The 24,053-nt window shown below is 70.4% G+C and carries 23 protein-coding genes and 1 riboswitch; of the genes, 9 read left to right on the forward strand and 14 right to left on the reverse strand.

Annotated features, from left to right (window positions below; all coding sequences use genetic code 11):
• Positions 1 to 220 precede the first annotated feature (220 nt).
• Positions 221 to 1,012 carry a GntR family transcriptional regulator gene (locus tag ACFVXG_RS37095; RefSeq protein ID WP_387934216.1) on the reverse strand — a complete coding sequence of 264 codons (792 nt, stop codon included), beginning with the start codon at positions 1,010 to 1,012 and terminating at the stop codon, positions 221 to 223.
• A 339-nt stretch (positions 1,013 to 1,351) separates the two neighbouring features.
• Between ACFVXG_RS37095 and ACFVXG_RS37100 the strand changes: the two genes are divergently transcribed.
• The 7 genes from ACFVXG_RS37100 (at position 1,352) to ACFVXG_RS37130 (ending at position 10,942) form a co-directional block, all read left to right on the forward strand.
• A complete protein-coding gene (locus ACFVXG_RS37100) occupies positions 1,352 to 2,635 on the forward strand; it encodes an extracellular solute-binding protein (RefSeq protein ID WP_387934217.1) in 1,284 nt (427 codons plus the stop codon).
• A gap of 90 nt (positions 2,636 to 2,725) precedes the next feature.
• On the forward strand, positions 2,726 to 3,754 hold the full coding sequence (locus ACFVXG_RS37105) for a carbohydrate ABC transporter permease (RefSeq protein ID WP_387934219.1): 1,029 nt from the start codon (positions 2,726 to 2,728) through the stop codon (positions 3,752 to 3,754).
• Entirely contained in the window at positions 3,751 to 4,578 is an 828-nt protein-coding gene (locus ACFVXG_RS37110) for a carbohydrate ABC transporter permease (RefSeq protein WP_387934221.1), read from the forward strand. The genes ACFVXG_RS37105 and ACFVXG_RS37110 overlap by 4 nt, the downstream gene beginning before the upstream one ends.
• Positions 4,579 to 4,583: 5 nt before the next feature.
• A complete protein-coding gene (locus tag ACFVXG_RS37115) occupies positions 4,584 to 6,137 on the forward strand; it encodes a glycoside hydrolase family 3 protein (protein ID WP_387934223.1) in 1,554 nt (517 codons plus the stop codon).
• A 328-nt stretch (positions 6,138 to 6,465) separates the two neighbouring features.
• A complete protein-coding gene (locus tag ACFVXG_RS37120) occupies positions 6,466 to 7,776 on the forward strand; it encodes an extracellular solute-binding protein (protein WP_387934225.1) in 1,311 nt (436 codons plus the stop codon).
• Between the two features lie 186 nt (positions 7,777 to 7,962).
• Positions 7,963 to 9,021 (forward strand): SIS domain-containing protein, encoded by a 1,059-nt coding sequence (locus tag ACFVXG_RS37125; protein WP_387934227.1) that lies wholly within the window; start codon positions 7,963 to 7,965, stop codon positions 9,019 to 9,021.
• Positions 9,022 to 9,421: 400 nt separating this feature from the next.
• Positions 9,422 to 10,942 (forward strand): sensor histidine kinase, encoded by a 1,521-nt coding sequence (locus ACFVXG_RS37130; protein WP_387934229.1) that lies wholly within the window; start codon positions 9,422 to 9,424, stop codon positions 10,940 to 10,942.
• A gap of 477 nt (positions 10,943 to 11,419) precedes the next feature.
• On the opposite strand, the gene ACFVXG_RS37135 is transcribed toward ACFVXG_RS37130, so the two are convergent.
• Both ACFVXG_RS37135 and ACFVXG_RS37140 read right to left on the reverse strand, forming a co-directional pair.
• Positions 11,420 to 11,671: a WhiB family transcriptional regulator gene (locus ACFVXG_RS37135; protein ID WP_014138019.1), complete on the reverse strand. Its 252-nt coding sequence runs from the start codon at positions 11,669 to 11,671 to the stop codon at positions 11,420 to 11,422.
• A 369-nt stretch (positions 11,672 to 12,040) separates the two neighbouring features.
• Complete coding sequence (locus ACFVXG_RS37140) at positions 12,041 to 13,012, reverse strand: diacylglycerol/lipid kinase family protein (protein WP_387934231.1); 972 nt, start codon at positions 13,010 to 13,012, stop codon at positions 12,041 to 12,043.
• 50 nt (positions 13,013 to 13,062) lie between these two features.
• Here ACFVXG_RS37140 and ACFVXG_RS37145 point away from each other — a divergent pair, with 50 nt between their 5' ends.
• Complete coding sequence (locus ACFVXG_RS37145; protein ID WP_350504439.1) at positions 13,063 to 13,479, forward strand: hypothetical protein; 417 nt, start codon at positions 13,063 to 13,065, stop codon at positions 13,477 to 13,479.
• An 81-nt stretch (positions 13,480 to 13,560) separates the two neighbouring features.
• On the opposite strand, the gene ACFVXG_RS37150 is transcribed toward ACFVXG_RS37145, so the two are convergent.
• From ACFVXG_RS37150 to sodN, 7 genes are all read right to left on the reverse strand, one after another.
• The gene (locus ACFVXG_RS37150) at positions 13,561 to 14,556 is read right to left on the reverse strand and encodes an RNA polymerase sigma factor SigF (protein WP_387934232.1); all 996 of its coding nucleotides are present in this window, start codon (positions 14,554 to 14,556) and stop codon (positions 13,561 to 13,563) included.
• 153 nt (positions 14,557 to 14,709) lie between these two features.
• Positions 14,710 to 15,120 (reverse strand): anti-sigma regulatory factor, encoded by a 411-nt coding sequence (locus ACFVXG_RS37155; protein WP_360233452.1) that lies wholly within the window; start codon positions 15,118 to 15,120, stop codon positions 14,710 to 14,712.
• Positions 15,121 to 15,347: 227 nt separating this feature from the next.
• Positions 15,348 to 15,824 carry a GNAT family N-acetyltransferase gene (locus ACFVXG_RS37160; RefSeq protein ID WP_387934233.1) on the reverse strand — a complete coding sequence of 159 codons (477 nt, stop codon included), beginning with the start codon at positions 15,822 to 15,824 and terminating at the stop codon, positions 15,348 to 15,350.
• Between the two features lie 73 nt (positions 15,825 to 15,897).
• A complete protein-coding gene (locus tag ACFVXG_RS37165) occupies positions 15,898 to 16,896 on the reverse strand; it encodes an ABC transporter substrate-binding protein (protein WP_387934235.1) in 999 nt (332 codons plus the stop codon).
• 55 nt (positions 16,897 to 16,951) lie between these two features.
• The gene (locus ACFVXG_RS37170; RefSeq protein WP_387934237.1) at positions 16,952 to 17,752 is read right to left on the reverse strand and encodes an ABC transporter ATP-binding protein; all 801 of its coding nucleotides are present in this window, start codon (positions 17,750 to 17,752) and stop codon (positions 16,952 to 16,954) included.
• Positions 17,749 to 18,801 carry a FecCD family ABC transporter permease gene (locus ACFVXG_RS37175; RefSeq protein WP_387934238.1) on the reverse strand — a complete coding sequence of 351 codons (1,053 nt, stop codon included), beginning with the start codon at positions 18,799 to 18,801 and terminating at the stop codon, positions 17,749 to 17,751. The genes ACFVXG_RS37170 and ACFVXG_RS37175 overlap by 4 nt, the downstream gene beginning before the upstream one ends.
• A 96-nt stretch (positions 18,802 to 18,897) precedes the next feature.
• Positions 18,898 to 19,045: riboswitch (cobalamin riboswitch) on the reverse strand.
• An 88-nt stretch (positions 19,046 to 19,133) separates the two neighbouring features.
• Positions 19,134 to 19,529, reverse strand: a complete 396-nt coding sequence (gene sodN, locus ACFVXG_RS37180) for a superoxide dismutase, Ni (protein WP_387934240.1) — start codon at positions 19,527 to 19,529, stop codon at positions 19,134 to 19,136.
• A 177-nt stretch (positions 19,530 to 19,706) separates the two neighbouring features.
• Between sodN and sodX the strand changes: the two genes are divergently transcribed.
• On the forward strand, positions 19,707 to 20,150 hold the full coding sequence (gene sodX, locus ACFVXG_RS37185; RefSeq protein ID WP_387934242.1) for a nickel-type superoxide dismutase maturation protease: 444 nt from the start codon (positions 19,707 to 19,709) through the stop codon (positions 20,148 to 20,150).
• Positions 20,151 to 20,162: 12 nt separating this feature from the next.
• Here the strand turns inward: sodX and ACFVXG_RS37190 are convergent, their stop codons facing one another.
• From ACFVXG_RS37190 to ACFVXG_RS37205, 4 genes are all read right to left on the reverse strand, one after another.
• Positions 20,163 to 20,750 carry a CGNR zinc finger domain-containing protein gene (locus ACFVXG_RS37190; RefSeq protein ID WP_350504431.1) on the reverse strand — a complete coding sequence of 196 codons (588 nt, stop codon included), beginning with the start codon at positions 20,748 to 20,750 and terminating at the stop codon, positions 20,163 to 20,165.
• Between the two features lie 157 nt (positions 20,751 to 20,907).
• Complete coding sequence (locus ACFVXG_RS37195; protein ID WP_387934265.1) at positions 20,908 to 21,660, reverse strand: amino acid ABC transporter ATP-binding protein; 753 nt, start codon at positions 21,658 to 21,660, stop codon at positions 20,908 to 20,910.
• 44 nt (positions 21,661 to 21,704) lie between these two features.
• On the reverse strand, positions 21,705 to 22,562 hold the full coding sequence (locus tag ACFVXG_RS37200; RefSeq protein WP_350504430.1) for an amino acid ABC transporter permease: 858 nt from the start codon (positions 22,560 to 22,562) through the stop codon (positions 21,705 to 21,707).
• Between the two features lie 153 nt (positions 22,563 to 22,715).
• Positions 22,716 to 23,648: an ABC transporter substrate-binding protein gene (locus tag ACFVXG_RS37205; RefSeq protein WP_387934244.1), complete on the reverse strand. Its 933-nt coding sequence runs from the start codon at positions 23,646 to 23,648 to the stop codon at positions 22,716 to 22,718.
• Positions 23,649 to 24,053 lie beyond the last annotated feature (405 nt).

The following is a 24,053-nucleotide window of genomic DNA, read 5'->3' on the forward strand; positions in this document are numbered from 1 at the left end:
CGTGAGCCCGCCGGGCAGCACCATCGGTGATCGGCAGTCAGTACGGCTGCGCAATCTAGAGCATGGGGTGATCCATGTCACCCGATATGACGCAACTTTCCGCCATCCGGACGGGCGTGCCCGTCGGCCGATCGCCTGCTCGCCTCCGGGCGGGAACGGCAACGGGCACCGGCGCGCGGGTCGCGCGCGCCGGTGCCCGTGGTGCCGGAGGGGCGTGCGCCTACTCGGGGCGCTTGAGCCGGGTGATGAACTTGTAGCGGTCGCCGCGGTAGATGGAGCGCACCCATTCGACCGGGTCGCCGTCCCCGTCGAAGGAGTGCCGGGACAGCTGCAGCATCGGCAGGCCCAGGTCGGAGCCGAGCAGGCCGGCCTCGCGCGGGTTGGCGAGGGTGGTCTCGATGGTCTCCTCGGCCTCGGCCACGGTGACCCCGTAGACCTCGCGCAGCGCCGCGTACAGCGAGTTGTGCTTGGCGAGGTTGCGCCGCAGGGCGGGGAAGCGCTTGGCGGAGAGGTGGGCGACCTCGATGGCCATCGGGTCGCCGTTGGCCAGCCGCAGCCGCTCGATCCGCAGCACCCGGCCGCCGGGCTTGATGTCGAGCAGCGGGGCGAGCCGGTCGTCGGCGGTGATGTAGCCGATCTCGATCAGCCGGGAGGTGGGCTCCAGGCCCTGGGCGCGCATGTCCTCCGTGTAGGAGGTGAGTTGCAGCGCCTGGGCGACCTTGGGCTTGGCCACGAAGGTGCCCTTGCCCTGGATGCGCTCCAGCCGGCCTTCGACCACCAGTTCCTGGAGGGCCTGGCGCACGGTGGTGCGCGAGGTGTCGAACTGGGCGGCCAGCGCCCGCTCGGGCGGGACCGGGGTGCCCGCGGGCTGGGTCTCGGTGAGCTGGAGGAGGTGGCGCTTGAGGCCGTAGTACTTGGGGACGCGCGCGGTCGGGTCGACGCCGGCCTGCGTCGGGAGGTTCTTCACCTCGGGGTCGTTGACCTGGGCGGTGGATCCCCCGTCGCTGCTCATCGGACCTGTTCTCCCGCTTCTCGCGGGGCCTTTTACCGCCCCGCCACATCGTTAACGGACCACATCGTTGCATGTATGGCTGCGGAACGAATACCTCATCACGCGATGAACGATGTGCGGTGTCGGCTTGATAACGGGTGGTCGAGATCCGTCGAACAGCCGTTGACAGGCCCATTGGTCTAGGCCAAGCTCCAGGCATCTGGTCTACACCACTAGGCCGGTATCGATGAATCCCCCCACCCGTTCGAAGGGGTCCGCGGCACCTTTCCTCCCGCCTTGCGTGGGTCTGCCGCTGCCGCCCGACGGGGGTAGAACCCAGGCATCCCTCAGGAGGATGGCGTGAAGCGTCAGCTCATCGCGGCGGTCGGCGTCGCAGCAATGGTCGTCGGCCTGGCGGCTTGTAGCTCGGACGGCAAGAAGGACGACTCCTCGTCGTCCTCCTCCTCGGCCGCCGACAAGTACAAGGGCAAGACGCTCAAGGTGTGGACCATGACCGGCTCCGCCCCCAAGGGCTGGACCGACGCGGTCAAGACCGAGTTCGAGACCACCTACCCGGGTTCGAAGGTCGACTTCCAGACCCAGGAGTGGACCGACATCGGCCCGAAGGTCACCGCCGCGCTGTCCGAGGGCTCGGTCGACGTCCTGGAGCTGGGCAACACCCAGACCGCCGGCTACGCCGCCTCGGGCGGTCTGCTGGACATCACCAAGGACAAGTCCGCGCTGGGTGGCGACGCTTGGGCCGCCAACCAGAACGAGGCCGCGATGCTGGACGGCAAGCAGTACGCCGCCCCGTGGTGGGTCTCCAACCGCGTGGTCGCCTACAACAAGGACCTCTGGAAGGCCGCCGGCCTGACCGACGCGCCGAAGACCCTGGACGAGTTCTACGCCGACCTGGACAAGCTGAAGACCACCCCGGGCGTCGTCGACCCGATCTACCTGCCCGGCCAGGAGTGGTACACCTACTTCGGCCTCCTCACCGGCGAGGGCGGCAAGATCGCCAAGCAGGAGGGCGGCAAGTGGGTCGGCGGCCTGGAGTCCCCCGAGGCGCAGAAGGCCTTCGAGACCTACAAGGCGCTGCAGAGCCACTCGCTCACCGGTCCGAAGGACAAGGACGAGGCCACCCCGCAGCAGAAGGACGTCTTCGCCAAGGGCAACGTCGGCACCATGATCGCCCTCGGCTGGGAGCTCCCGGACGAGAAGGACATGGCCAAGGACAAGATCGGCTTCTTCCCGCTCCCGGGCAAGACCGCCGACAAGCCCTCCGGCGTCTTCATCGGCGGCTCGAACCTCGCGATCGCCGCGCAGAGCAAGAACACCGCCATGGCGAAGGACTTCCTGAAGATCGCCCTCAACGACAAGAACGAGGGCCTGGTCGCCGCGGCCGGCAACATCCCGAACAGGCCGGCCCTGAACAGCCAGCTCACCGGCGACTTCGCCAAGGCCGCCCAGACCGCCACCGCGGTCGGCGGGATCACCCCGAACACCCCGAACTGGGCCAGCGTCGAGAACAAGCCGAACCCGATCAAGGACTTCCTGACCGCGGCCCTCCAGGGCGGCGACTACGCGGCCACCGCGAAGAAGTACGACGACGAGATCGCCAAGCGGCTCAACGAGAAGAACTAAGGCATTGAGCGGCGTCGCTCACCGGCCCCCGGCGGGGGGTCGGTGGGCGGCGCCCGTCCGTCGTGGCCGGGTTGTGAGGAAGTGAGAACGATGGCTGTGCATTCGGATCGGGTGCAGACACAGTCCCCGGAGTCAGGGAAGGCTGCCGTGGCCGAGATTGACACCAGTGCCGCCGGCGGCGGGGCCGAGGGCGCCGCGCCGAAGCGCACCAGATCGGCGGGCGGTCCCGGCCTGGGCTCACGCCTCGCCCCGTACCTGCTGCTGCTGCCGGCCACCCTGGCGACCATCGCCCTGCTGGGCTGGCCGCTGGTCAAGACGATCCTGCTGTCGTTCCAGAACCTCAACCGGCGCCAGCTGGTCATGCACCTCACCGAGTGGACGGGGTTCGACAACTACAAGGAGCAGCTGACCGACCCGGAGTTCTGGGCGGTCACCGGGCGCACCGTCGTCTTCACCCTGGTCAACGTGGTGCTGATCATGATCGGCGGCACCCTGATCGGCCTGCTGCTGAACATCCTCGGCAAGAAGATGCGCCTGGCCCTGTCGGTCGCGCTGCTGATGGCCTGGGCCATGCCGGTGGTCGCCGCGACCACCGTCTACACCTGGCTGTTCGACGAGCAGTGGGGCGTCGTCAACTGGGGCCTGGACAAGCTGGGTTGGCACTCGATGGCCAACTACAACTGGATGAGCGATGAGTACTCGACCTTCTTCGTCGTCATCCTGCTGATCGTCTGGCAGTCCATCCCGTTCGTGGCGTTCAACATGTACGCCGGTCTGACGACCATCCCCAAGGAGCTGTACGAGGCCGCCCGGATGGACGGCGCCGGCTCCTCGAAGATCTTCACCTCGGTGATCTTCCCCAACCTCAAGCCGTTCTTCCTGGCCACGACCTTCCTGGAGGTCATCTGGGTGTTCAAGTCCTTCACCCAGGTCTACGCGATCAACGGCGGCGGCCCGGAGAAGCTGACCCGCACCCTGCCGGTGCACGCCTTCCTGGAGGGCCAGGGCAGCCAGCACTACGGCGTCGGCGCCGCGATCGCGGTGCTCACCATCCTGATGCTGGGCGCGCTGATGGCCTACTACTTCCGCATCATGATCAAGCAGGAGGACGAGCTGTGAGGCGCTCTCTCTTCGGACGTACCTGGCCGAACGTGATCGCGGTCGTCCTCATCGTCTTCTTCATCTTCCCCGTCTACTGGATGATCGCGACCGCCTTCAAGCAGGACCGCGACATCATCAGCAAGACCCCGGTCTTCATCCCCTTCGACGGGACCTTCCAGCACTTCACCACCGCGGTGAACGCCGAGAACTTCTGGACGTACGTCACCAACAGCGTCACCGTCACCGTCGGCGCGGTGGTGATCTCGCTGGTGATCGCGACCCTGGCGTCCTTCGCCATCGCCCGGATGAAGTTCCGCGGCCGCAAGACCTTCGTGCTGGTCATCATGCTGGCGCAGATGGCCCCCTGGGAGGTCATGACCGTCGGTGCCTACATCATCACCCGCGACAACGACATGCTGAACAGCCTGGTGCCGTTGACGTTCTTCTACATGATGATGATCCTGCCCTTCACCATCTGGACGCTGCGCGGCTTCATCGCCGCGGTGCCGAAGGAGCTGGAGGAGTCGGCCATGGTGGACGGCTGCACCCGCACCCAGGCCTTCGTGAAGGTGATCTTCCCGCTGCTGGCCCCCGGCCTGATGTCGACCTCGCTGTTCGGCTTCATCACGGCCTGGAACGAGTTCCCGCTCGTCCTGTGGCTGAACAAGGAGCAGGGCAAGACCCTCCCGCTGTGGCTGTCCTCGTTCAAGACCGCCTTCGGGAACGACTGGGGCGCGACCATGGCGGCCTCCACCATGTTCGCCGTCCCCGTGCTGATCCTGTTCATCTTCCTGCAGCGCAAGGCGGTCGGTGGTCTGACCGACGGCGCCGTGAAGGGCTGACCACCGTGAGCATCCTCGTACCCACCGTCCCGGACAGCGACCAGCTCCACCGGGACGCCCTGACCGTCCTGCAGCCCGGCTTCGTCGGCACCGAGCCGCCCGCCTGGCTGCGCCGCCACCTGGCCGCCGGGCTCGGCTCGGTCGCGCTGTTCGACCGCAACGTGGTCGACCTCGACCAGCTCTCCGCGCTGACCGGTGCGCTGCGCGCGGAGAACCCCGACCTCCTGATCGCGATCGACGAGGAGAGCGGCGACGTCACCCGGCTGGAGGCCGGCTCCGGCTCCTCCTGGCCGGGCAACCTCGCCCTCGGCGCGATCGACGACCCGGCGCTGACCCGGGACGTCGCCCGGGAGCTGGGCCGGGCGCTGGCCGCGGCCGGCGTCAACTACAACTGGGCGCCCACCGCGGACGTCAACTCCAACCCGCGCAACCCGGTCATCGGCGTCCGCTCCTTCGGCGCCGACCCGGAACTGTGCGCCCGGCACACCGCCGCCTGGGTGGAGGGCCTCCAGTCGGCCGGCGTGGCCGCCTGCTCCAAGCACTTCCCCGGGCACGGCGACACCGCGGTGGACTCGCACCACGGCCTGCCGGTCATCGACGTCGACCTGGACGTGCTGCGCGCCCGTGACCTGGTCCCGTTCCAGGCCGCGATCGCGGCCGGCACCAAGGCCGTGATGACCGCCCACATCATGGTCCCGGCGCTGGACCCGAAGCTGCCCGCCACCCTGAGCCCGACCGTGCTGCGCGACCTGCTGCGCGCCGCCCCGGCCGACGGCGGCCTCGGCTACCAGGGCCTGATCGTCAGCGACGCGATCGAGATGGGCGCCATCGCCGACACCTTCGGGATGGGCGAGGGCACCGTGCTGGCGCTGGCGGCCGGCGCGGACGCGATCTGCGTCGGTGGCGGGCTGGCCGACGAGGAGACCGTGCTGATGCTGCGCGACGCCATCGTGGCGGGCGTGCGCTCCGGCCGGCTCACCGAGGAGCGGCTGGCGGACGCCGCCGACCGGGTCCGGGCGCTGGGCAGTTGGGGCCGGATCGCGGCCCAGGGCGAGCAGGCCGAACCGGACCTCGCGGTGGGCCTGCGGGCCGCGCGCCGGGCGCTGAAGGTGGTCCGGGCGCCGGGCCGCGAGGTGCTGCCGGTGAGCGAGCGCCCGTACGTGGCCTCGTTCTCGGACGAGCCGAACATCGCGGTCGGCGACGTGACCCCGTGGGGCGTGGCCGGGATGCTGGCCGACCGCTTCCCCGGCACCCGCACCCGTGCGGTGTCGGCGGCCGAGGCCGCGCCGGAGCTGCTGGAGGCGCTGGTCGCCGAGCTGGTGGCCGCGGCGGAGGGCCGCCGCCTGGTGCTGGTGGTCCGGGACGCCCACCGGCACGCCTGGATGGCCGCCGCGCTGGCCCGCCTGGTGGCGGCCCGGTCGGACGCCGCCGTGGTGGAGATGGGGCTGCCTCAGTCCGAGCCGGTCGGCGCGCTGTACATCGCCACCCACGGCGCCGCCCGGGTCTGCGGGCTGGCGGCCGTGGAGGTGCTCACCGGGCAGCCGGGAGCGATCGGCTGAGACCGGGGGAGGGGAGTCACCGGCCGGGTCCGGGGGACGTCGGCCGACGGGCCCGTCATGCGCATGTCGCATGGCGGGCCCGTTCCGTTCACCCGGCGTCGACCTGGGCGTTCGCCCTGTGACCGTGTTCCCTCAAGCCAGCCTTAAATCGACATTAAGTCCTACTGAGGGTGACAGGTCGACGACTGATCGCCATGAGACACAACGGCTCTGCAACGGCCTTGGCAATAAAGGCGGTTGGCCGTTGACACCGCCTTTGGTCTAGGCCAAAGTCCACTCCATTCCCTCCGGCATCACCCTTCGCTCTAGCACCTCGGAGAATGACGTGATGAAGCGTCAGCTCATGTCCACGTTCGGGATCACGGCGCTGGCCGTCGCACTGACGGCCTGTTCCTCGTCCGGATCACCCTCGGGGGACGGCCAGGGCGCCTCCGCCGACCCGAAGGCCGCCACCGGCACCGTCACCGTCTGGCTGATGGACGACGCCCAGAAGAACTGGCCGGACCTGGTCCAGCGGGTCAACGACGAGTTCGCGGCGAAGTACCCCAAGGCCAACCTCAAGCTGGTCTACCAGGGTTGGGCCGACAAGGTCGGCAAGCTCGACAAGGCCCTCGCCGACGGCAGCGCCCCCGACGTGGTCGAGCTCGGCAACACCGAGACGATGAAGTACGTGCTCTCCGGCGCGCTGGCCCCGGTGGACCGCACCACCTTCGACAACTCCGACAGCTGGATCAAGGCGCTCGCCAACACCTGCACCTACCAGGACAAGCTGTGGTGCGTGCCGTACTACGCGGGCGCCCGGGTCGCCGTCTACAACTCGGCCGCCTTCCAACAGGCCACCGGCAGCCCGGAGTTCCCCAAGACCGAGGGCGACCTGCTGACCGCCCTGGACAAGATCGCCGACAAGAACAAGTCGGACAGGACCTTCTCCCCGCTCTACCTGCCCGGCCCGTACTGGTACGCCGCGATGAGCTACGTGGCCGCGTACGGCGGCAGCATCGCCAAGTTCGACAGCTCCGGCAACTGGCACGGCACCCTGCACGACGCCAAGTCCCAGCAGGGCATCAGCCACTTCGCCGACCTCGTCCGCAAGTACAACAAGGGCGACCTGACGCAGAACGAGCAGAACCAGTACGAGGCGATGGCGCGCGGCCACGCCGCGTCCTTCTACGGCAACGGCTACGAGGCGGCCAGCGTGGTCGCGCCCGGCACCGGCGACGCGAGCCTCAAGGACAGCGTCAAGGTCGCCACCATGCCCGGCCCGGACGGCAAACCGCTGCCCACCTTCATCGGCGGCTCCGACCTCGCCGTCACCGCCAAGTCCCCGTCGGCGGCACTGGCCACCGACTGGGTCCGGATGTTCACCAGTACCAAGTCCGAACAGGCGTTGGCCGACAAGGACATCCTGCCGAACAACCTCAACCAGCTGAACCCGCTGAAGAACAAGCCCACCACCGCCGCCGCGGCCAACGCCGTCCCGGACGCCTGGTTCACCCCGCTGGCCCCCGGCTGGGGCGCGGTCGAGAAGCAGAAGATCATCCCCGACATGCTGGCCGCGATCCTCAAGGGCAAGTCCGTCGACCAGGCCACCAAGGACGCCGACGCGGCGATCGACCAGCTGATCAACAGCCCCTCCTGACGCCCGGTCCACCCCGGGGCGGAGCGCCCCGGAGGCGAGTGGGCGGGTAACCGGGTGCCGCGCGGGGGGCCCGCTCGTAGGATTGCCCAGCAGGAACCGCAGCGAGTGTGCGGACTCGCCGCCGTAGAGGTCCCCGCCGGGCAGTCGCCCGGGCGGGGTCGACCCATCTCATCGGAGGCAACCCAGATGTCCGACCCGCAGACCGCTTCCGTCCCCGGCCGGATCATGGCGGCGGAGATGGCCGAGCAGCCGGCCGTCCTCCAGCGCATCCTCGACGAGGGAGCGCCGAAGATCCGCGAGATCGCCGCCGGGATCGCCGCCCGCAGCCCCCGCTTCGTCCTGCTGACCGCGCGCGGCACCTCCGACAACGCCGCGCTCTACGCCAAGTACCTGATCGAGATCCTGCTCGGCAAGCCGGCCGGCCTGACCTCGATGTCCACCACCACCGCGTACGGCGCCAAGCCGGACCTCACCGACGTCCTGGTGATCACCGTCAGCCAGTCCGGCGGCTCGCCGGACCTGGTCGCCTCCACCAAGGCCGCGCGTGACGCGGGGGCGATCACCCTCGCCGTCACCAACAACCCGGACTCCCCGCTCGCCGAGGTGTCCGAGTTCCACATCGACGTGCTGGCCGGCCCGGAGAAGGCGCTGCCGGCCACCAAGACCTACACCGCCGAGCTGCTGGCGCTCTACCTCCTGGTCGAGGGCCTGCGGGGAGGGGACGGCTCGGCCGCGAAGGAGCTGCCGGGCCTGGCCGCCGGGGTGCTGGCCCGCCAGGCCGAGGTGAAGGCGCTGGCCGAGCGCTACCGCTTCGCCCAGCGCCTGGTCATCACCTCGCGCGGCTACGGCTACCCGACCGCGCGCGAGGCGGCGCTCAAGCTGATGGAGACCACGTACATCCCGGCCACCCCGTTCTCCGGCGCCGACCTGCTGCACGGCCCGCTGGCCATGGTGGACAACGTCTCGCCGGTGATCGCGATCGTCCCGGACGGCAAGGGCGGCGAGGCCCTCCAGCCGGTGCTGGACCGGCTGCGCGGCCGCGGCGCGGACCTCGTGGTGATCGGCCAGCAGGCCCAGGTGGACGCCGCCTCGGCGGGCTTCGCGCTGCCGGCCGGGGTGCCCGAGGAGGTCCAGCCGATCCTGGAGATCCTGCCGCTGCAGCAGCTCGCCTACGAGGTCACCATCGCCCGCGGCCAGGACCCGGACGCCCCCCGCGCCCTCGCCAAGGTCACCGAAACCCACTGACTGGCTTCAGCCGGGAACGGAACCGGCCCCTGTCCACAGCCTGTGGACAGGGGCCGGTTCGCTGAGCGGCGGAATCGGGTCCGGAAAGCACTACGGGCCACGGCGCCGACACGGGACCCTCAACCCATGCGGCACCGCAGCCCGGAGCTGTCGTCGGGCGCCGGTGTCGATCGAGAACTGTGCGGGGTCCTCGTTCGGCGGCGTCCGACCGAGGAGAAGCCGCGCGCGGTCAGGGCAGTTGCGCGGTGGGCCTCTCCTTGGTGCCCTTTCATTGTGGACTAGACCAATCTGGGTTGTCCAGGCCGCTCGGCGGATTGGTCTAAACAACTCCGGACAGTCATCCACCGCCAGCGGACAGTCCGCCGAGCCCCCCGCCGACCGGCGGCGCTACCCTCGCCATGTGCCCTCGTTGAACGAACTCGTCCGCCGCCACACCACCCTGACCGGGGCGGACGTGGAATGGCTCCACATGCTGGTCTCGGAGTGGCAGCTGCTCTCCGACCTCTCCTTCGCCGACCTGGTGCTGTGGATCCCCACCTGGGACGGCATCCGCTACGTCTCGGTGGCGCAGATGCGGCCCAACACCGGGCCCACCTCCTACCAGGACGACATGGTCGGCCACCTCGTCCCGCGCGGCCGCCGGCCCCTGCTGGACGCCGCCTTCGACGAGGGGCGGATCGTGCGCGAGGGCGATCCGGAGTGGCGCGAGGAGGTCCCGGTCAGGGTCGAGTCGATCCCGGTCCGGCGCGAGGGCAAGGTGCTCGGGGTGATCGCCCGCAACACCAACCTGCTGACCGTGCGCACCCCCAGCCGGCTGGAGCTCACCTACCTGCAGAGCGCCTCCGACCTGGCCCAGATGATCGCGGCCGGCAGCTTCCCGTTCCCCGGCGTCGAGCAGGCCGACATGGACGCCGCGCCCCGGGTCGGCGACGGCCTGATCCGCCTGGACGCGGACGGCATCGTCACCTACGCCAGCCCCAACGCCCTCTCCGCCTACCACCGGCTGGGCCTCACCACCGACCTGGTCGGCAGCCACCTCGGCCGGGCCACCGCCGACCTCGTCCCGCCGTCCCGCTCGGCCGTCCACGAGGCCCTGGTGAAGCTGGCCAGCGGCTGGGCGCCCCGGCAGACCGAGGTGGAGGTGCAGGGGGGAGTGGTGACCCTGCGCGCGATCCCGCTCAAGCCCAAGGGAACCCTGACCGGCTCCCTGGTGCTCTGCCGGGACGTCACCGAGCTGCGCCGCCGCGACCGCGAGCTGATGACCAAGGACGCCACCATCCGGGAGATCCACCACCGGGTGAAGAACAACCTGCAGACGGTCGCCGCCCTGCTGCGGCTGCAGTCCCGCCGGATGGAGTCCGAGTCCGCCCGGGCCGCGCTGGACGAGGCGGTGCGCCGGGTCGGCTCGATCGCGATCGTGCACGAGACGCTCTCCCAGGCGCTGGACGAGCAGGTGGCCTTCGACGAGATCGCCGACCGGGTGCTGGCGATGGCGATGGAGCTGTCCCAGGACGGCCGGGTGGCGACCCGCCGGACCGGCAGCTTCGGCATCCTCTCCGCCGAGGTGGCCACCCCGCTGTCGATGGTGCTGACCGAGCTGCTGCAGAACGCCCTGGAGCACGCCTTCGGCCCGACGGCCTCCGGGAACCTGGAGGTGAGTGCCCTGCGCGGGCGGGCCCCGGCGACCGGCATGGGCTGGTCGGACAGCTGGAACGGCGGCGCCAAGCCGGAGGAGTACCTGCTGATCACCGTGCAGGACGACGGCCGCGGCATGCCGGAGGGCTTCGACCCGAAGACGGCCGGCAACCTCGGCCTGCAGATCGTCCGCACGCTGGCCACCGGTGAACTGGGCGGCACCTTCGACATGGTGGCGGGCCCGAACGGCGGCACCAAGGTGATCCTGGAGATCCCGGTGCGTTGACGCGCTGCCTTGATGTGGCGGGTTGGCGGGTTGGCGCGTTGGTGCGTCGGGTCGTGCGACAGGGGCGTGCGCTCAGCGGAAGCGCCGGGTGCACGCTCCGTGCGCGGGGGGCGAAACCGGAGCGCACCCGGGTGCGGAAACAGAAACGAGGCCCTGTCGACCGGGGGGGGTGGGTCGACAGGGCCTCTCAACCCGTTCCGGCCGTCGGGGGGAGTCGGCCGGAACGGGGGCTCTGGGTGGTGCGACACCTCGCATGTGCGTTGCACACGGTGAGCGCCTCAGCTCCACAATATTGCTCTAAGTGAACAGTATCAAGTGGTTGGACGGTTCGGTGTCGCGGGACCTCGCGAAGGCAAGGCCCTTGGTGCGGAAGGCTTCACCAGGAGGAGCAGGGAAGCCTTTGATCATGTGTTGATCGGTTGTTGATCAGTACTACGGTTACTGCTGGTACTACGGCGTGTGACCGGGTGCTGCTGATCAGGCGGTGCGGGCGCGGTTGCGGGCGGCACGGCGCTTCATCGCGCGACGCTCGTCCTCGCTCATGCCGCCCCAGACGCCGGCGTCCTGGCCGGTCTCGAGAGCCCACTGGAGGCACTGCTCCATCACCGGACAGCGGCGGCACACGGCCTTGGCTTCCTCGATCTGCAGCAGAGCAGGACCGGTGTTCCCGATCGGGAAGAACAGCTCCGGGTCCTCTTCGCGGCAGACAGCGCGGTGGCGCCAGTCCATGGTCGTCCAACTCCTCCTGCCGCGGGGGGTGTCCCGATCGGCATAATCGAATGGCTTGTGAATGTGAACGCTTTCACGAATCCCACAACAGCAAAAGAGACCAAAGGCCTACCGGGCCCGGGTGGTCTGTGCTGGGGGGGATTCGGCGATTCGAGGGACACCCCGCGGTCGGTGCTCCTGTGGTTCCGGAGTCGCCGTCGCTGCGATGTGTCCCGATCGCCATGTAGAGGTTCGCAAACCTCGGGCTCGGATACAACCCCCTTCGGGGAGGAATTTTTGATTCTTCGGTGTCGCCTAGCTCACAGCCAGTACTTCTATGGAGTGAAGGGGGCTTGTGCGTTCGAGAAGAAGGGCGAAGCCCCCTTCCGGTCACACAATCACACGCAGTGCCCGCCGAACGCCTGTGAAACTGACGCGACTCCGGTCTCCAAGATGGTCCCCGTCGACCTGGAACGGCACGGGTTCCTGGGAAACCAAGGTGAAGTGTCTGACGTCGTGATAGGAGACGACGTGCTTCCCGGACGGGCCGGTCGGCGGGGCTCCGTCGCTCGAAGGCGCGTACGACCGCAGGATCTGACGGACCGTTCGAGCCGTACCGAACGCCGTCATCCGGGTGACGCCGAAGACGTCCAGATCCGTGTCGAAGGAGGCGAGGGGGGAGGGGTAGACCGGACGGTTGCCGAGGAACGTCCAGGGCGAGGTGTTGCTGACTATGGTCAGCACCAGGCCCGGAACGGCCTCGTGGCCCGGGATTTCCAAGGCCACCGGGCCCGAGCGGCGCTGCTCACGCTGGGTGAAGTAGTGCCGGACGGCCTGCCCGACGTACAGGGCGTGGGTGGACTTGCGCCCGGCCTTGCGCTGCTCCTCGACCCGGCCCACCACGCCCGCGTCGAAGCCGAGGCCGGCGGTGAAGGTGAACCAGCGGTCCGGCAGCCCCTCGGTCATCGCCTTGCCCAGCCCGATCGGCCGTTCGTGCCCCTGCTCCAGCGCGTTCAGCAGGGCGCCGGTGGCCTCCACCGGGTCGTTGGGCAGGCCCAGCGCGCGGGCGAACACATTGGTCGAACCGCCCGGCACCACGGCCAGTCGCGGGACCTTCTCGCCCGGGCCGTGCGCCAGCAGCCCGTTCACCACCTCGTTGACGGTGCCGTCCCCGCCGAGCGCCACCACCAGGTCGACCGTGCCGTCAGTCGCCGCCTCCCGGGCCAGATAGCGGGCGTGGCCCCGGTACTGCGTCTCCGCGACCTCCAGCTTGAGATCACTGCGCAGCGCGTGGATCAGTACGTCCCTGGTCCGGCCACTGGTGGTGGTGGCCTTGTGGTTCACGACCAGGAGAGCGCGCATGGGGAAAGCCTACGGGGCCGTACGGACCGACCGGCGGCTACCCTGCTGGAGTGACCGCAGAATCCTCCGCACCCGCACCCGCCCGTCCGGTCCCGCTCACCCTGGGCGCCGCCATCACCGCCCTGGAGGGCGCAGCGCTGGCCGTCGTCGGTGTCTCGGACATGGTGTCCGCGCTGTCCGGCCAGGCCAAGCAGCTGGCCCTGAACGAGTTCGGCGGCCTGGTCATCGTGCTGCTCGGGGTGCTGCCGATACTGGCCGCCCGCGCGCTGCTCAAGGAGCGCCGCTGGGGCCGCAGCCCGGCCGTGCTGACCAACTCGATCTGCCTGCCGGTCGCTTACTACATGATCCAGAGCGGCGGCGCGATGATCGCGGTCGGTGCGCTGGTCGGCCTGCTCGGCCTGGTGGGCATCGGCGCGCTGCTGAACCCGAGGTCGACGGCGGCCCTGTACGCCCAGCCGGAGAGCTGAGCGCCGCGGCCCGCGAAAAGCAAGAACAGCACGAACAGCAGAACGGCCGCCCAGCTCCAGCCGGGCGGCCGTTCCGTCGTCCTACTCCTCCACGAGGAGCTTCTCCCGCAGCTGGGCCAAGGTCCGGGCCAGCAGTCGGGACACGTGCATCTGGGAGATCCCCACCTCGGCGGCGATCTGCGACTGGGTCATGTTGCGGAAGAACCGCAGCACCAGGATCTTCTGCTCCCGGGGCGGCAGTTGGGCCAGCAGCGGCTTGAGCGACTCGCGGTACTCGACGCCCTCCAGCGCCTCGTCGGTGGCGCCCAGGGTGTCCGCCACGGCCGGCGACTCGTCGTCGCTGTCCGGGACGTCCAGGGACAGCGTGGAGTACGCGTTGGCGGACTCCAGGCCCTCCAGCACGTCCTCCTCGGAGATGCCCAGGTGCTCGGCCAGTTCGTGCACCGTGGGGGAGCGGCCGTGCCGCTGGGAGAGCTCGCTGGTCGCCGTGGTGAGCGACAGCCGCAGCTCCTGGAGACGGCGCGGGACGCGCACCGCCCACCCCTTGTCGCGGAAGTGCCGCTTGATCTCGCCGACGATGGTCGGCGTCGCGTAGGTGGAGAACTCGACCCCGCGCTCGTGGTCGAAGCGGTCCACCGACTTGATCAGTCCGATGGTGGCGACCTGGGTCAGGTCGTCCAGCGGCTCGCCCCGGTTGCGGAAGCGGCGGGCCAGGTGCTCGACCAGCGGGATGTGCATCCGCACCAGCTGGTTGCGCAGCTCGACGCGCTCCGGGGAGCCCTCGGGCAGCGCGGACAGCCGGACGAACAGCGCGCGGGCGGCCTCCCGGTCCGGGGCGCCGGTGCGGTGCGAGCCCTGGGCGGGCACGGCGGGGCCGTGCTGGTCCGCGCCCTCCTCCGCCGGCTCCGGCGGGGGAGGGGAGGCGGGCGTCGGCTCAGACGTCGGCTCGGTCGGGTGGCTCATCCGGTGGGCGTCCTTCGGGTGCGCTTCGTCGTTGGCGGCGAGGCCGGAAACGCTCGCCTGGGTCGGTACGGCAGGTCCCGCCGTCGCGAGGCCGGTACGGTCCAGATCACTCACGGCCATTCCCCCGTTCCGTTCCGGGAGCACCGGGGCCGCGGCCCCGGCATCGTCTCGTTGGTCGTACCGCTGGGGGGCGGTACCGGGAGCCGCCCGCCGGGCCCCGGAGGGGGTGCGGCGGACGGCCCTTGCAGGGTGCTGCTCGGTGCCCGGTCAGTGGGCGGCGGACCCGCCGCGCTTCTTGTGCAGGCTGATCGTGACGGTGTTGTCCTCGGCGACCGAGGAGTCCACCTCGCCGGCCAGCGCGGAGAGCACCGTCCAGGCGAAGGTGTCCCGCTCGGGCGCCTTGCCGTCCGTGGTGGGAGCGGAGACGGTCACCTTCAACGAGTCGCCGACCAGGCGGAACTCGCAGGACAGGACGGAGCCGGGCACCGCCTGCTGGAGCAGGATGGCGCAGGCCTCGTCGACCGCGATCCGCAGGTCCTCGATCTCGTCGAGGGTGAAGTCCAACCGGGCCGCGAGCCCGGCCGTAGCTGTTCGCAGCACGGAGAGGTAGGCCCCCGCCGCGGGCAGCCGGACCTCCACGAAGTCCTGAACTCCGAGATCGCTGTCGATCTGGGACACCCTTGCCTCCTGGGTGACGCGCTGTGCTTGCTTGGTTCCCCCGGTGGGGGGCCATTGCTACTGCTGTTCTACCGCTGTCGGTCCCGGCGCAGGCGCCCCTCGCGAGGGGCGTCGACGCAGTGGACCCGTCAGCGTTCCGTGGCCCCCGCAACCGGTGCGGGAGTTACTCATGGTAAGGCATTGCGACGCAGGGTGGCAGGGGCTTTACCCGTACTCCGTGCGTCCGTTCAACGCTTCCCGGCGGCCGTGAGTGCCTCGTCGGTGAGCCGGTACACCGTCCACCCGTCCATCGGCACCGCGCCGATCGACCGGTAGAAGTCGATCGAGGGCTGGTTCCAGTCCAGCACCGACCACTCGACCCGGGCGTAGCCGCGCTCGACGGCGATCCGCGCCAGCTCCAGCAGGAGCGCCTTGCCGTGGCCGCCGCCGCGGGACTCCGGGCGGACGTAGAGGTCCTCCAGGTAGATCCCGTGGGTGCCGCGCCAGGTCGAGAAGTTGAGGAACCACACCGCGAAACCGACCGGCTCGCCGGTGGTGTCGTCCTCCGCGATCAGGCCGAACAGCGCCGGGTCGGCACCGAACAGCGCCTCGCGCAGCTGCTCCTCGGTGGCCACCGCCTCCTGGGGGGCCTTCTCGTACTCCGCCAGTTCGCGGATCATGGCCAGGACGGCGGGAACGTCGGAGACGACGGCGGTGCGGATCATGCCGCGAGCCTACTGCTCGGGCCCCCTCCCGCCCAGGGCCGGAGCGGGCCGGATCGGCGGGCCGGCGCCCCGGTCAGCGGGCCGGGACGGTGCGCAGGAAGTCGGCCAGGGTGCTGATCGCGGCCGGGTTGCGCGGGCTCTCGACCAGGTCGACGTAGTCCATGACGAAGATCCGGTCGTTCCTGACCGCGGCGACGTTCGCCAGCGGCGGGAAGGACTTGAGGAACTTCCGCTTCTCCTCGGCGCCCGGGGTCGCGTAGTTGTTGATCACGATCACCTCGGGGTCGCGCTGCACCACGCTCTCCCAGCCGGCGGTGACCCAGGTGTCCGCGAGGTCGCCCATGATGTTGGTCCCGCCGGCCTTCGCGATGATCTCGTCCGCGGCGGCGAACTTCCCGGCGGTGTACGGCTTGTCCTGCCCGCTGTCGTACAGGAAGACGGACGGGCGGCGCTCCGGCCGGGGGACGGCGGCGATGGTCGCCCTGGACTCGGCGATCAGCTGGTCGGCCCGGTCCTTGACGTCGAAGATCGCGCCCAGGTTGGCCAGGTCGGTGTAGAGCGCGTCCAGCGGGTCCATCACCCCGCGCTCGGCGCCCTTGCCGCTGCGGCAGGACTCGCTGAGCACGTACGAGTCCACGCCGAGCGCCTTGAACGCCTGCGGGGTGACCCCGCTGCCCTCGTCGAAGCCGTAGTGCCAGCCGGCGAACACCAGGTCGGCCTTGGCGTCCAGGGCGATCTCCTTGGTGAGCACCTTCTTGGAGAGCCACTGGGTCTGCTGGTAGCCGTCCTTCCAAGCCACCTTGTCGACCCGGCCCTTGTCGTCGGGCATCACGTAGCCGGCCATCCGGTCGGCGAGGCCGAGGGAGAGCATCAGCTCGGTGATGTTGACGTCGTTGGTCACCACCCGGGCGGGCTTCTGCGCGAAGGTGAGCTTCTCGCCGCAGTTCTCCACGGTCACCGGGTAGTGGGCGGAGGCGGTGGTGGCGCCGGGGCCCGGGGTGAACTCGGCGCCGCAGGCGGTGAGTCCGAGGGCGAGCAGGGCGGTGGTGGCGGCAACGGCCTTGGTGCGCATACGGGTTCTTTCGGATCGGAGCAGTCTCGGGGATGCGGGGGCTTCGGCGGGGGACTCAGGCGAGGCGGTCGAACAGCAGCTGGAGGGCGCCGGTCCCCGGATGCCGGACCGGGGTGGCCCGGACGCCGAACACCTCGGCCAGCAGCTCGGGGCGGAGCACCTCGCCGGGCTCGCCGGAGGCGACGATCCGGCCGGCCGCCAGCACGTACAGCCGGTCGCAGTGGCCCGCCGCCAGGTTGAGGTCGTGCAGCGCGGTGAGCACCGTCGGCCCGGCCTCGCGGGCGAGCGCCAGCACCTCCAACTGGTGCGCGATGTCCAGGTGGTTGGTGGGTTCGTCCAGCACCAGCAGGCGCGGTTCCTGGACGAGGGCGCGGGCGATCAGCACCCGCTGCTTCTCGCCACCGGACAGGCTCGGGAAGGCGCGCTCGGCGAGGTGCCCGGCCCGGACCCGGTCCAGCGCGGCGGCGCAGCGCTCCCGGTCCTCGGCGGTCGGGCTGCCGCCCAGCCCGCGCCGGTGCGGCAGCCGGCCCATGGCGACCACCTCGGCCACCGTGAACTCGAACTCGGCGGGGTGCTCCTGGGTCAGCGCGGCCACCCGGCGGGCGGCGTCGCGGGCGGTGAGCGCGTGCAGGTCGTCGCCGTCCAGTCGGACGGTCCCGCCGGCCGGGCGCAGCACCCGGTAGACGCAGCGCAGCAGGGTCGACTTGCCGCTGCCGTTCGGGCCGATCAGTCCGATCACCTGCCTGGCGGCGGCCGCCAGGCTCACCTCGTGGACCAGCCGGGCGCCGGCCAGTTCCACCGAGACGCCGTCGACGCGCAGTTCCTCCGCGCCGGTCGAAGGGGTCGGGGCAGTCATCGCCCGCCCCCGAAGGCCTGGCCGCGGCGGCGCATCATCAGCAGGAAGGCGGGCACCCCGAGCACCGCGGTGAACACCCCGACCGGCAGTTCGGCGGGCGCCAGCAGGGTGCGGGAGGCGATGTCCACCCAGACCAGCAGCAGCGCCCCGGCGAGCGGTGCGACCACCAGCACCCGGCGGTGGCCGGCGCCGACCAGCATCCGGGCCAGGTGGGGCATCAGCAGCCCGACGAAGCCGATCGCCCCGCTGACCGCGACCACGGTGCCGGTGACGGCGGCGGTGACCGTGAACAGTTCCCGGCGCAGCCGGTCCGGGTCCACGCCGAGCGAGGCGGAGGTCTCGTCGCCCATCGCGAGCGCGTCCAACCGCCCGGCGGCGCAGGCCAGGTAGGCCAGTCCGGCCAGGACGGTCCCGGCGGCGATCGGTACCGAGCCCCAGGTCGCGCCGCCCAGGCTGCCGAGCAGCCACATCATGGCGTCCCGGGCGGCCTCGGCGTGGTCGGCGGAGAAGACCATCAGGGTGGTGAGGGCGGAGAAGCCGTAGGAGAGCGCGGTGCCGGTGAGCACGAGGCGCAGCGGGGTGAGCCCGTACGCGGTGCGGGCGGCGAGGTAGACCAGCACCATGGCGAGCAGTGCGGAGCCGAACGCGGAGACGGAGATCGCCCACACCCCGAGCGAGGCGAAGGCGCCGAGCAGCAGGACGGCGTTGGCGCCGACGGCCGCGCCGGAGGAGATGCCGAGCACGAAGGGGTCGGCGAGGGCGTTGCGGACCAGGGCCTGGACGGCGACCCCGGTGGCGGCGAGTCCGCCGCCGACCACGGCGGCCAGCAGGGTGCGCGGCAGCCGGAGCTCCCAGACGATCGCGTACGCCGCCGCGTCGCCCGGGTCCAGCCGTCCGCCCGTCAGCCCGGCGCCCAACAGTCGCAGGACGTCGGGTAGTTCGATCCCGGAGGAGCCGAACGCGACGCCGCAGACCAGGGAGACCGCCAGGGCGGCGGCGAGGCCGAGGGCGAGGGGGACGGTCGGTATTCGGCGAACGGGGTCACTCACGTGCGGGCGCGCCTTGCCTCGGGCCGCAGGGTGTGCCGGGGCGGGCGCCGGCCGGGGGCGTGCCCGGGCGCCTTCCCCTCGCAGTCCGCGGCGAGTTGTCGGGAGTTCAGCGGCCGGGGGCGATCGGGCTGGCACGGGCCCCGGGGACTGCGGGTCGTGCTCACCGTTGCGGGTCAGCGCCGGATTCTCACCGGACTTCCCCCTCGGACGCCCTGGCAGCATAACAGCCACTCAGGGCAGGCAACCCTTACCTGAGCTGGGGGGCGGGTGAACGCACGGCCGCCCCCGTCCGACGGTGCGGACGGGGGCGGCCGGGTGGCGACGCGTCAGGCTCAGGCCTGCTTGGTCTCCCAGAAGATCTTCTCGACCTCGGCGATCAGGTCCAGCAGGGCCTGGCCGGTGGCCGGGTCCGTGGACGCCTTGGCGGCCGAGGCGGCCTTCAGGGTGTCGTTGATCAGCTGGTGCAGCTGCGGGTACTTCTCGAAGTGCGGGGCCTTGAAGTAGTCGCTCCACAGCACCGAGATGTGGTGCTTGACGGCCTCGGCGCGCTGCTCCTTGATGATGACGGCGCGGGCGCGGAAGTGCGGGTCCTCGTTGGCCTGGTACTTCTCCTGGGTGGCCTTGACCGACTCGGCCTCCAGCTTGGCCTGCGCCGGGTCGTAGACACCGCACGGCAGGTCGCAGTGGGCGTGAGCAGTGGCACGCGGTGCAAACAGACGAGAGAACATGGGAGTCCTTCCTTAGATCGTCTTCCCGCGCCCGAGATTACCCTTCCGGCCTCCGGGTTTCGCGATCGGGCAGGCAGCCTAGGACGAAAGACGGACCCGTAACCGGGGTAATCCGGACATCGAACAGATGACGGTCCGTACGGCAGACTGGGGGCGGTCGGTCCGGGAGGAGGAGCCATGGCGCGGAGCACGGAGCCGCAGGGCGGCACGCGGGTCGGCGCGGTGCCGTTCGGGCTGGTGGACGTGGCGGGCCCGTCGATGGTCCCGACCCTGCGCGAGGGCGACCAGCTGCTGGTCCGCTACGGCGCCCCGATCCGGCCCGGTGCGGTGGTGCTGTTCCGCCACCCCCTCCAGCAGGACCTGCTGGTGGTGAAGCGGGCCGCCGAGCGCCGCCCGAAGGGCTGGTGGCTGCTGTCCGACAACCGTCCGGTGGACAGCGACAGCCGCAGCTACGGCCCGGTCCCGGACGAGCTGGTGCTCGGCCGGGTGCTGCTGCGGCTGCGCCCGAGCCCGGCCTGGCTGGCGCCGGGCCGCGGGCTGGAGCGGCTGCTGCTCGGCCCCCGGCTGGCCCGGGTGCCGGGCCTGGCCCGCCGCTTCGGGGTCTTCGTCGACGAGCTCTGAGGCGGCCCGGTTCTACTGCCCGGCGTTGAGCGCCGCCTCGGCCTCCTGCCGCTTGCGGGCCCGGTACGCGGCGACGTTGGCGCGGGTCGCGCAGCGGTCGGAGCAGTAGCGGCGGGAGCGGTTGGTCGAGGTGTCCAGGTAGGCGTTGCGGCACGGCGCGGCCTGGCAGATGCCGAGCCGGTCGGCGCCCAGCTCGGTGAGGTGCACGGCGAGGCCCATGCAGGCGACGGCGCTGAAGTGCGCGGTGGCAGTCGGCGAGTTGTCGGCCAGGTGCAGGTGCCAGCGCGGCCGGCCGGCGTCGTCCAGGTAGTCGTGCCCGGAGACCAGCGGGCTGACGGGGTACTCCATCAGCAGGCTGTTCAGCAGGTCGACGGCCCGGATCTCGTCCCCTTCCGCGGCGGCCTCGAACACCCCGCGCAGCCTGGTCCGCACCGCCCGCAGCCGGGGCACGTCGGACTCGTCGGCCAGCGCGGCGGCGCGGGACGAGTCGGAGAACAGGGCGCGCACGGCGTCCACCGAGGTCAGCGTGTCGGTGCCGCGCTCGGGTTCCTCGGTGTTCACCAGCCGAACGGCGAGATCGGCGTACGAGGCGAGCTCCACGGCGGTCCTTCCAAGAGTTTCGGTAACGGGCCCGGATTGTTCCGGTAACGGGCCCGGATTGTTTCGGTAACGGGCTGGGCGCTTCCAGCCTATTACCCGGCCGGGGAAAACGTCGGCGCCCGGCAGGAACTGCCTGCCGGGCGCCGACCGTGCGGGCTCAGAGCACCTTGGAGAGGAAGGCCCTGGTGCGCTCGTGCTGCGGGTTGGTGAGCACCTCGCGGGGGTTGCCGGACTCGACCACCACGCCGCCGTCCATGAACACCAGCGCGTCGCCGACCTCGCGGGCGAAGCCCATCTCGTGGGTGACGACCACCATCGTCATGCCCTCCTCGGCCAGGCCGCGCATGACGTCCAGGACGTCGCCGACCAGCTCCGGGTCGAGCGCCGAGGTGGGCTCGTCGAAGAGCATCAGCTTGGGCTTCATGGCCAGCGCGCGGGCGATCGCCACGCGCTGCTGCTGGCCGCCGGAGAGCTGTGAGGGGTAGTTCTTCGCCTTGTCGGCCAGGCCGACCCGCTCCAGCAGGGCCATCCCGCGCTCACGGGCCGCGGCCTTGGTCTCGCCCTTGACCTGGACCGGCGCCTCGATGACGTTCTCTATGGCGGTCATGTGCGGGAACAGGTTGAAGTGCTGGAACACCATGCCGATGTCCCGGCGCTTCTGCGCGACCTCGCGGTCCTTCAGCTCGTGCAGTCGGCCGCCCCGCATCTGGTAGCCGACGAGTTCGCCGTCCACCGAGAGAAGGCCGCCGTTGATCTTCTCCAGGTGGTTGATGCACCGGAGGAAGGTCGACTTGCCGGACCCGGAGGGGCCGACCAGGACGAACACCTCGCCCTTCTTGACCTCCAGGTCGATGCCCTTGAGCACCTCCACCAGGCCGAACGACTTGCGCACACCCTGCGCCTCGACCATCGGGACGCCCGTGGCGTCCTGCGGTTGCGGCTTCGTCAGATCGGTCATACGTGGCCACCTCCTTCGAGGCCGGGCACCACGTCGTCCTTCGCCGGCGGGACGGGCCGACCGGCGAACAGGCGGCGCAGCCGCTGCAGCGGCGTGGGCGGGAGCACCCGGTTGGCGCCGCGGGCGTAGTGGCGCTCGATGTAGTACTGGACCACGGTGAGGATCGAGGTCATCAGCAGGTACCAGATGCTGACGACGATCAGCAGCGGAATGGTCTGGAACGTGCGCGAGTAGATGTTCTGGCCGGCCCGGAGCAGCTCCTCCAGGGCGATCGACGAGACCAGCGAGGTGGTCTTCAGCATCGAGATGGTCTCGTTGCCGGTCGGCGGGATGATCACGCGCATGGCCTGCGGCAGGATGATCCGCCGCATGGTGTTGAACTGGCTCATGCCCAGCGCGTGCGCGGCCTCGGTCTGGCCGAGCGGCACGGACTGGATGCCGCCGCGGACGATCTCCGCCATGTAGGCGGCCTCGTTGAGACCGAGGCCCAGCAGCGCGGCGACGAACAGCGGGATCGCCTCGTTGGTCGGCTGCGACCAGAAGGCCGGGCCGAACGGGATGCCGATCGAGATGTTGGCCCACAGCGTGCCCAGGAAGTTCCAGAACAGCAGCTGGACCAGGACCGGGGTGCCGCGGAAGACCCAGATGTAGAACCAGGCGGTGCTGGACAGCACCGGGTTCGGCGACAGGCGCATGATCGCGAGGATCACGCCGCCCGAGACGCCGATCAGCATGGAGAGGAAGGTCAGTTCGAGAGTGACGCCGAGGCCGTGCAGGATCGAGGAGTCGAAGATGTATTTGCCGACGACGTCCCACTGGAATTGGGGATTCGTGGTGAGGGCGTGGATCAGCATCGCCGCGAGGAGCGCGACGACTGCTGCCCCGACCCAGCGTCCGGGGTGGCGGACCGGGACGGCCTTGAGGGTTTCGGGCCGTCCCGGGGGAACCGACCCCTGGTCGGAAGAGTTCACTGTGTGGCCTCAGGGGTTGTGGTCAGAACGGCGGAATCAGCTGGTGGCGCCGTTGATGACGGACTTGTCGATCGAGCCCGCCTGCACGCCCCACTTCTCCAGGATGCTCTTGTAGGTGCCGTCCGCCATCAGGGACTGGACGGCGCCCTGGACGGCCTTGGAGAGCGGCGAGCCCTTCGGCAGGACGATGCCGTACGGGGCGGTGTCGGTCACGTCGCCGACCTTGTCCAGCTGGCCGTTGGTCTGCTTGATCGCGTAGTCGACGACCGGGGAGTCGGCCAGCATGACCTGGTCGCGGCCGGAGACCAGGGCCTGGGTGACGTCGGTCTGGAGGTCGAACTTGTCGCCGTCGTTCGGGACGGTCGGCTTGCCGGCCTTGGTGCAGGCGGGGTTGATGGTGTCCGTGATGTCCTTGGCCTGCGTGGTGCCGGTCTGGACGGCGACCTTCTTGCCGCAGAGGTCCTTGGGGTCGATCTTGTCGGGGTTCCCCTTCTTGACCGCGGCGCCCGTGCCGGCGCTGAAGTAGGTGACCATGTCGACCGACGCCTCGCGCTCCTTCGTGTCGGTGAAGGAGCTCATGCTCATCGTGTACTTGTTGCCGGTGATCCCCGGGATGATCGCGTCGAAGGTGGCGTTCTGGACGTCAGCGGTCAGGCCCAGCTTCTTGGCGATGGCGTTGGCCAGGTCCACGTCCATGCCGACGATGGCGCCCTTGTCGTCCTTGAACTCGTTGGGCGCGTAGGAGGCGTCGGTGGCGACCACGATCTTGCCGGCGGACTTGACGTCGGCCGGGATGAGGGCGGCCAGGGACGCGTCGGCGGTCACGGCGGGGACCGTCGCGTTCGGGTTGGCGCCGGCGGAGGAACCGGACGACGACTTGCTGCTGCCACAGCCGGTCAGCACGAGGGACACGGAGACGGCAGCCACGCCGGCCGCGAAGAGGCGGGTGCGCTGGGTACGGGCGGTCATGAGGGGGATCTCCTCCTGGGGAGAGAAATCGGGCGGAGCGCGCCGCGGGAGCGGCGCACCGGGGCAGCTGGCCGTACGGAGCCGTACGGATGGTTCGTCGCTGTACGTCGTCGTACGTGCGTTGCCGGGTGGTGCAGTTGGCTGGGCGCAGGGGGCCGCCCAGGGTGGTGCCGGGTACTGCTTCCGCCAACCCTCCGCCGAGGTGGACGTCGACCTGAACCGCCTCGACCGGTGGTCGGCTCGATCCGAGATGGGGGGAATCCTGCCATCTGATGACGGTCAGGTGGCCCTCATCCAGATCAAAATCGGATAACGAGGGCACGTGCTGTCCGCTATTCGGACGGATCGCGTGCCCCTGTCACCCTGCGTATAAGTATGCAGATCCGCCTGTGCTCTTCCCGGACG

This window comes from Kitasatospora sp. NPDC058162, assembly GCF_042884005.1.
Classification (GTDB): domain Bacteria; phylum Actinomycetota; class Actinomycetes; order Streptomycetales; family Streptomycetaceae; genus Kitasatospora.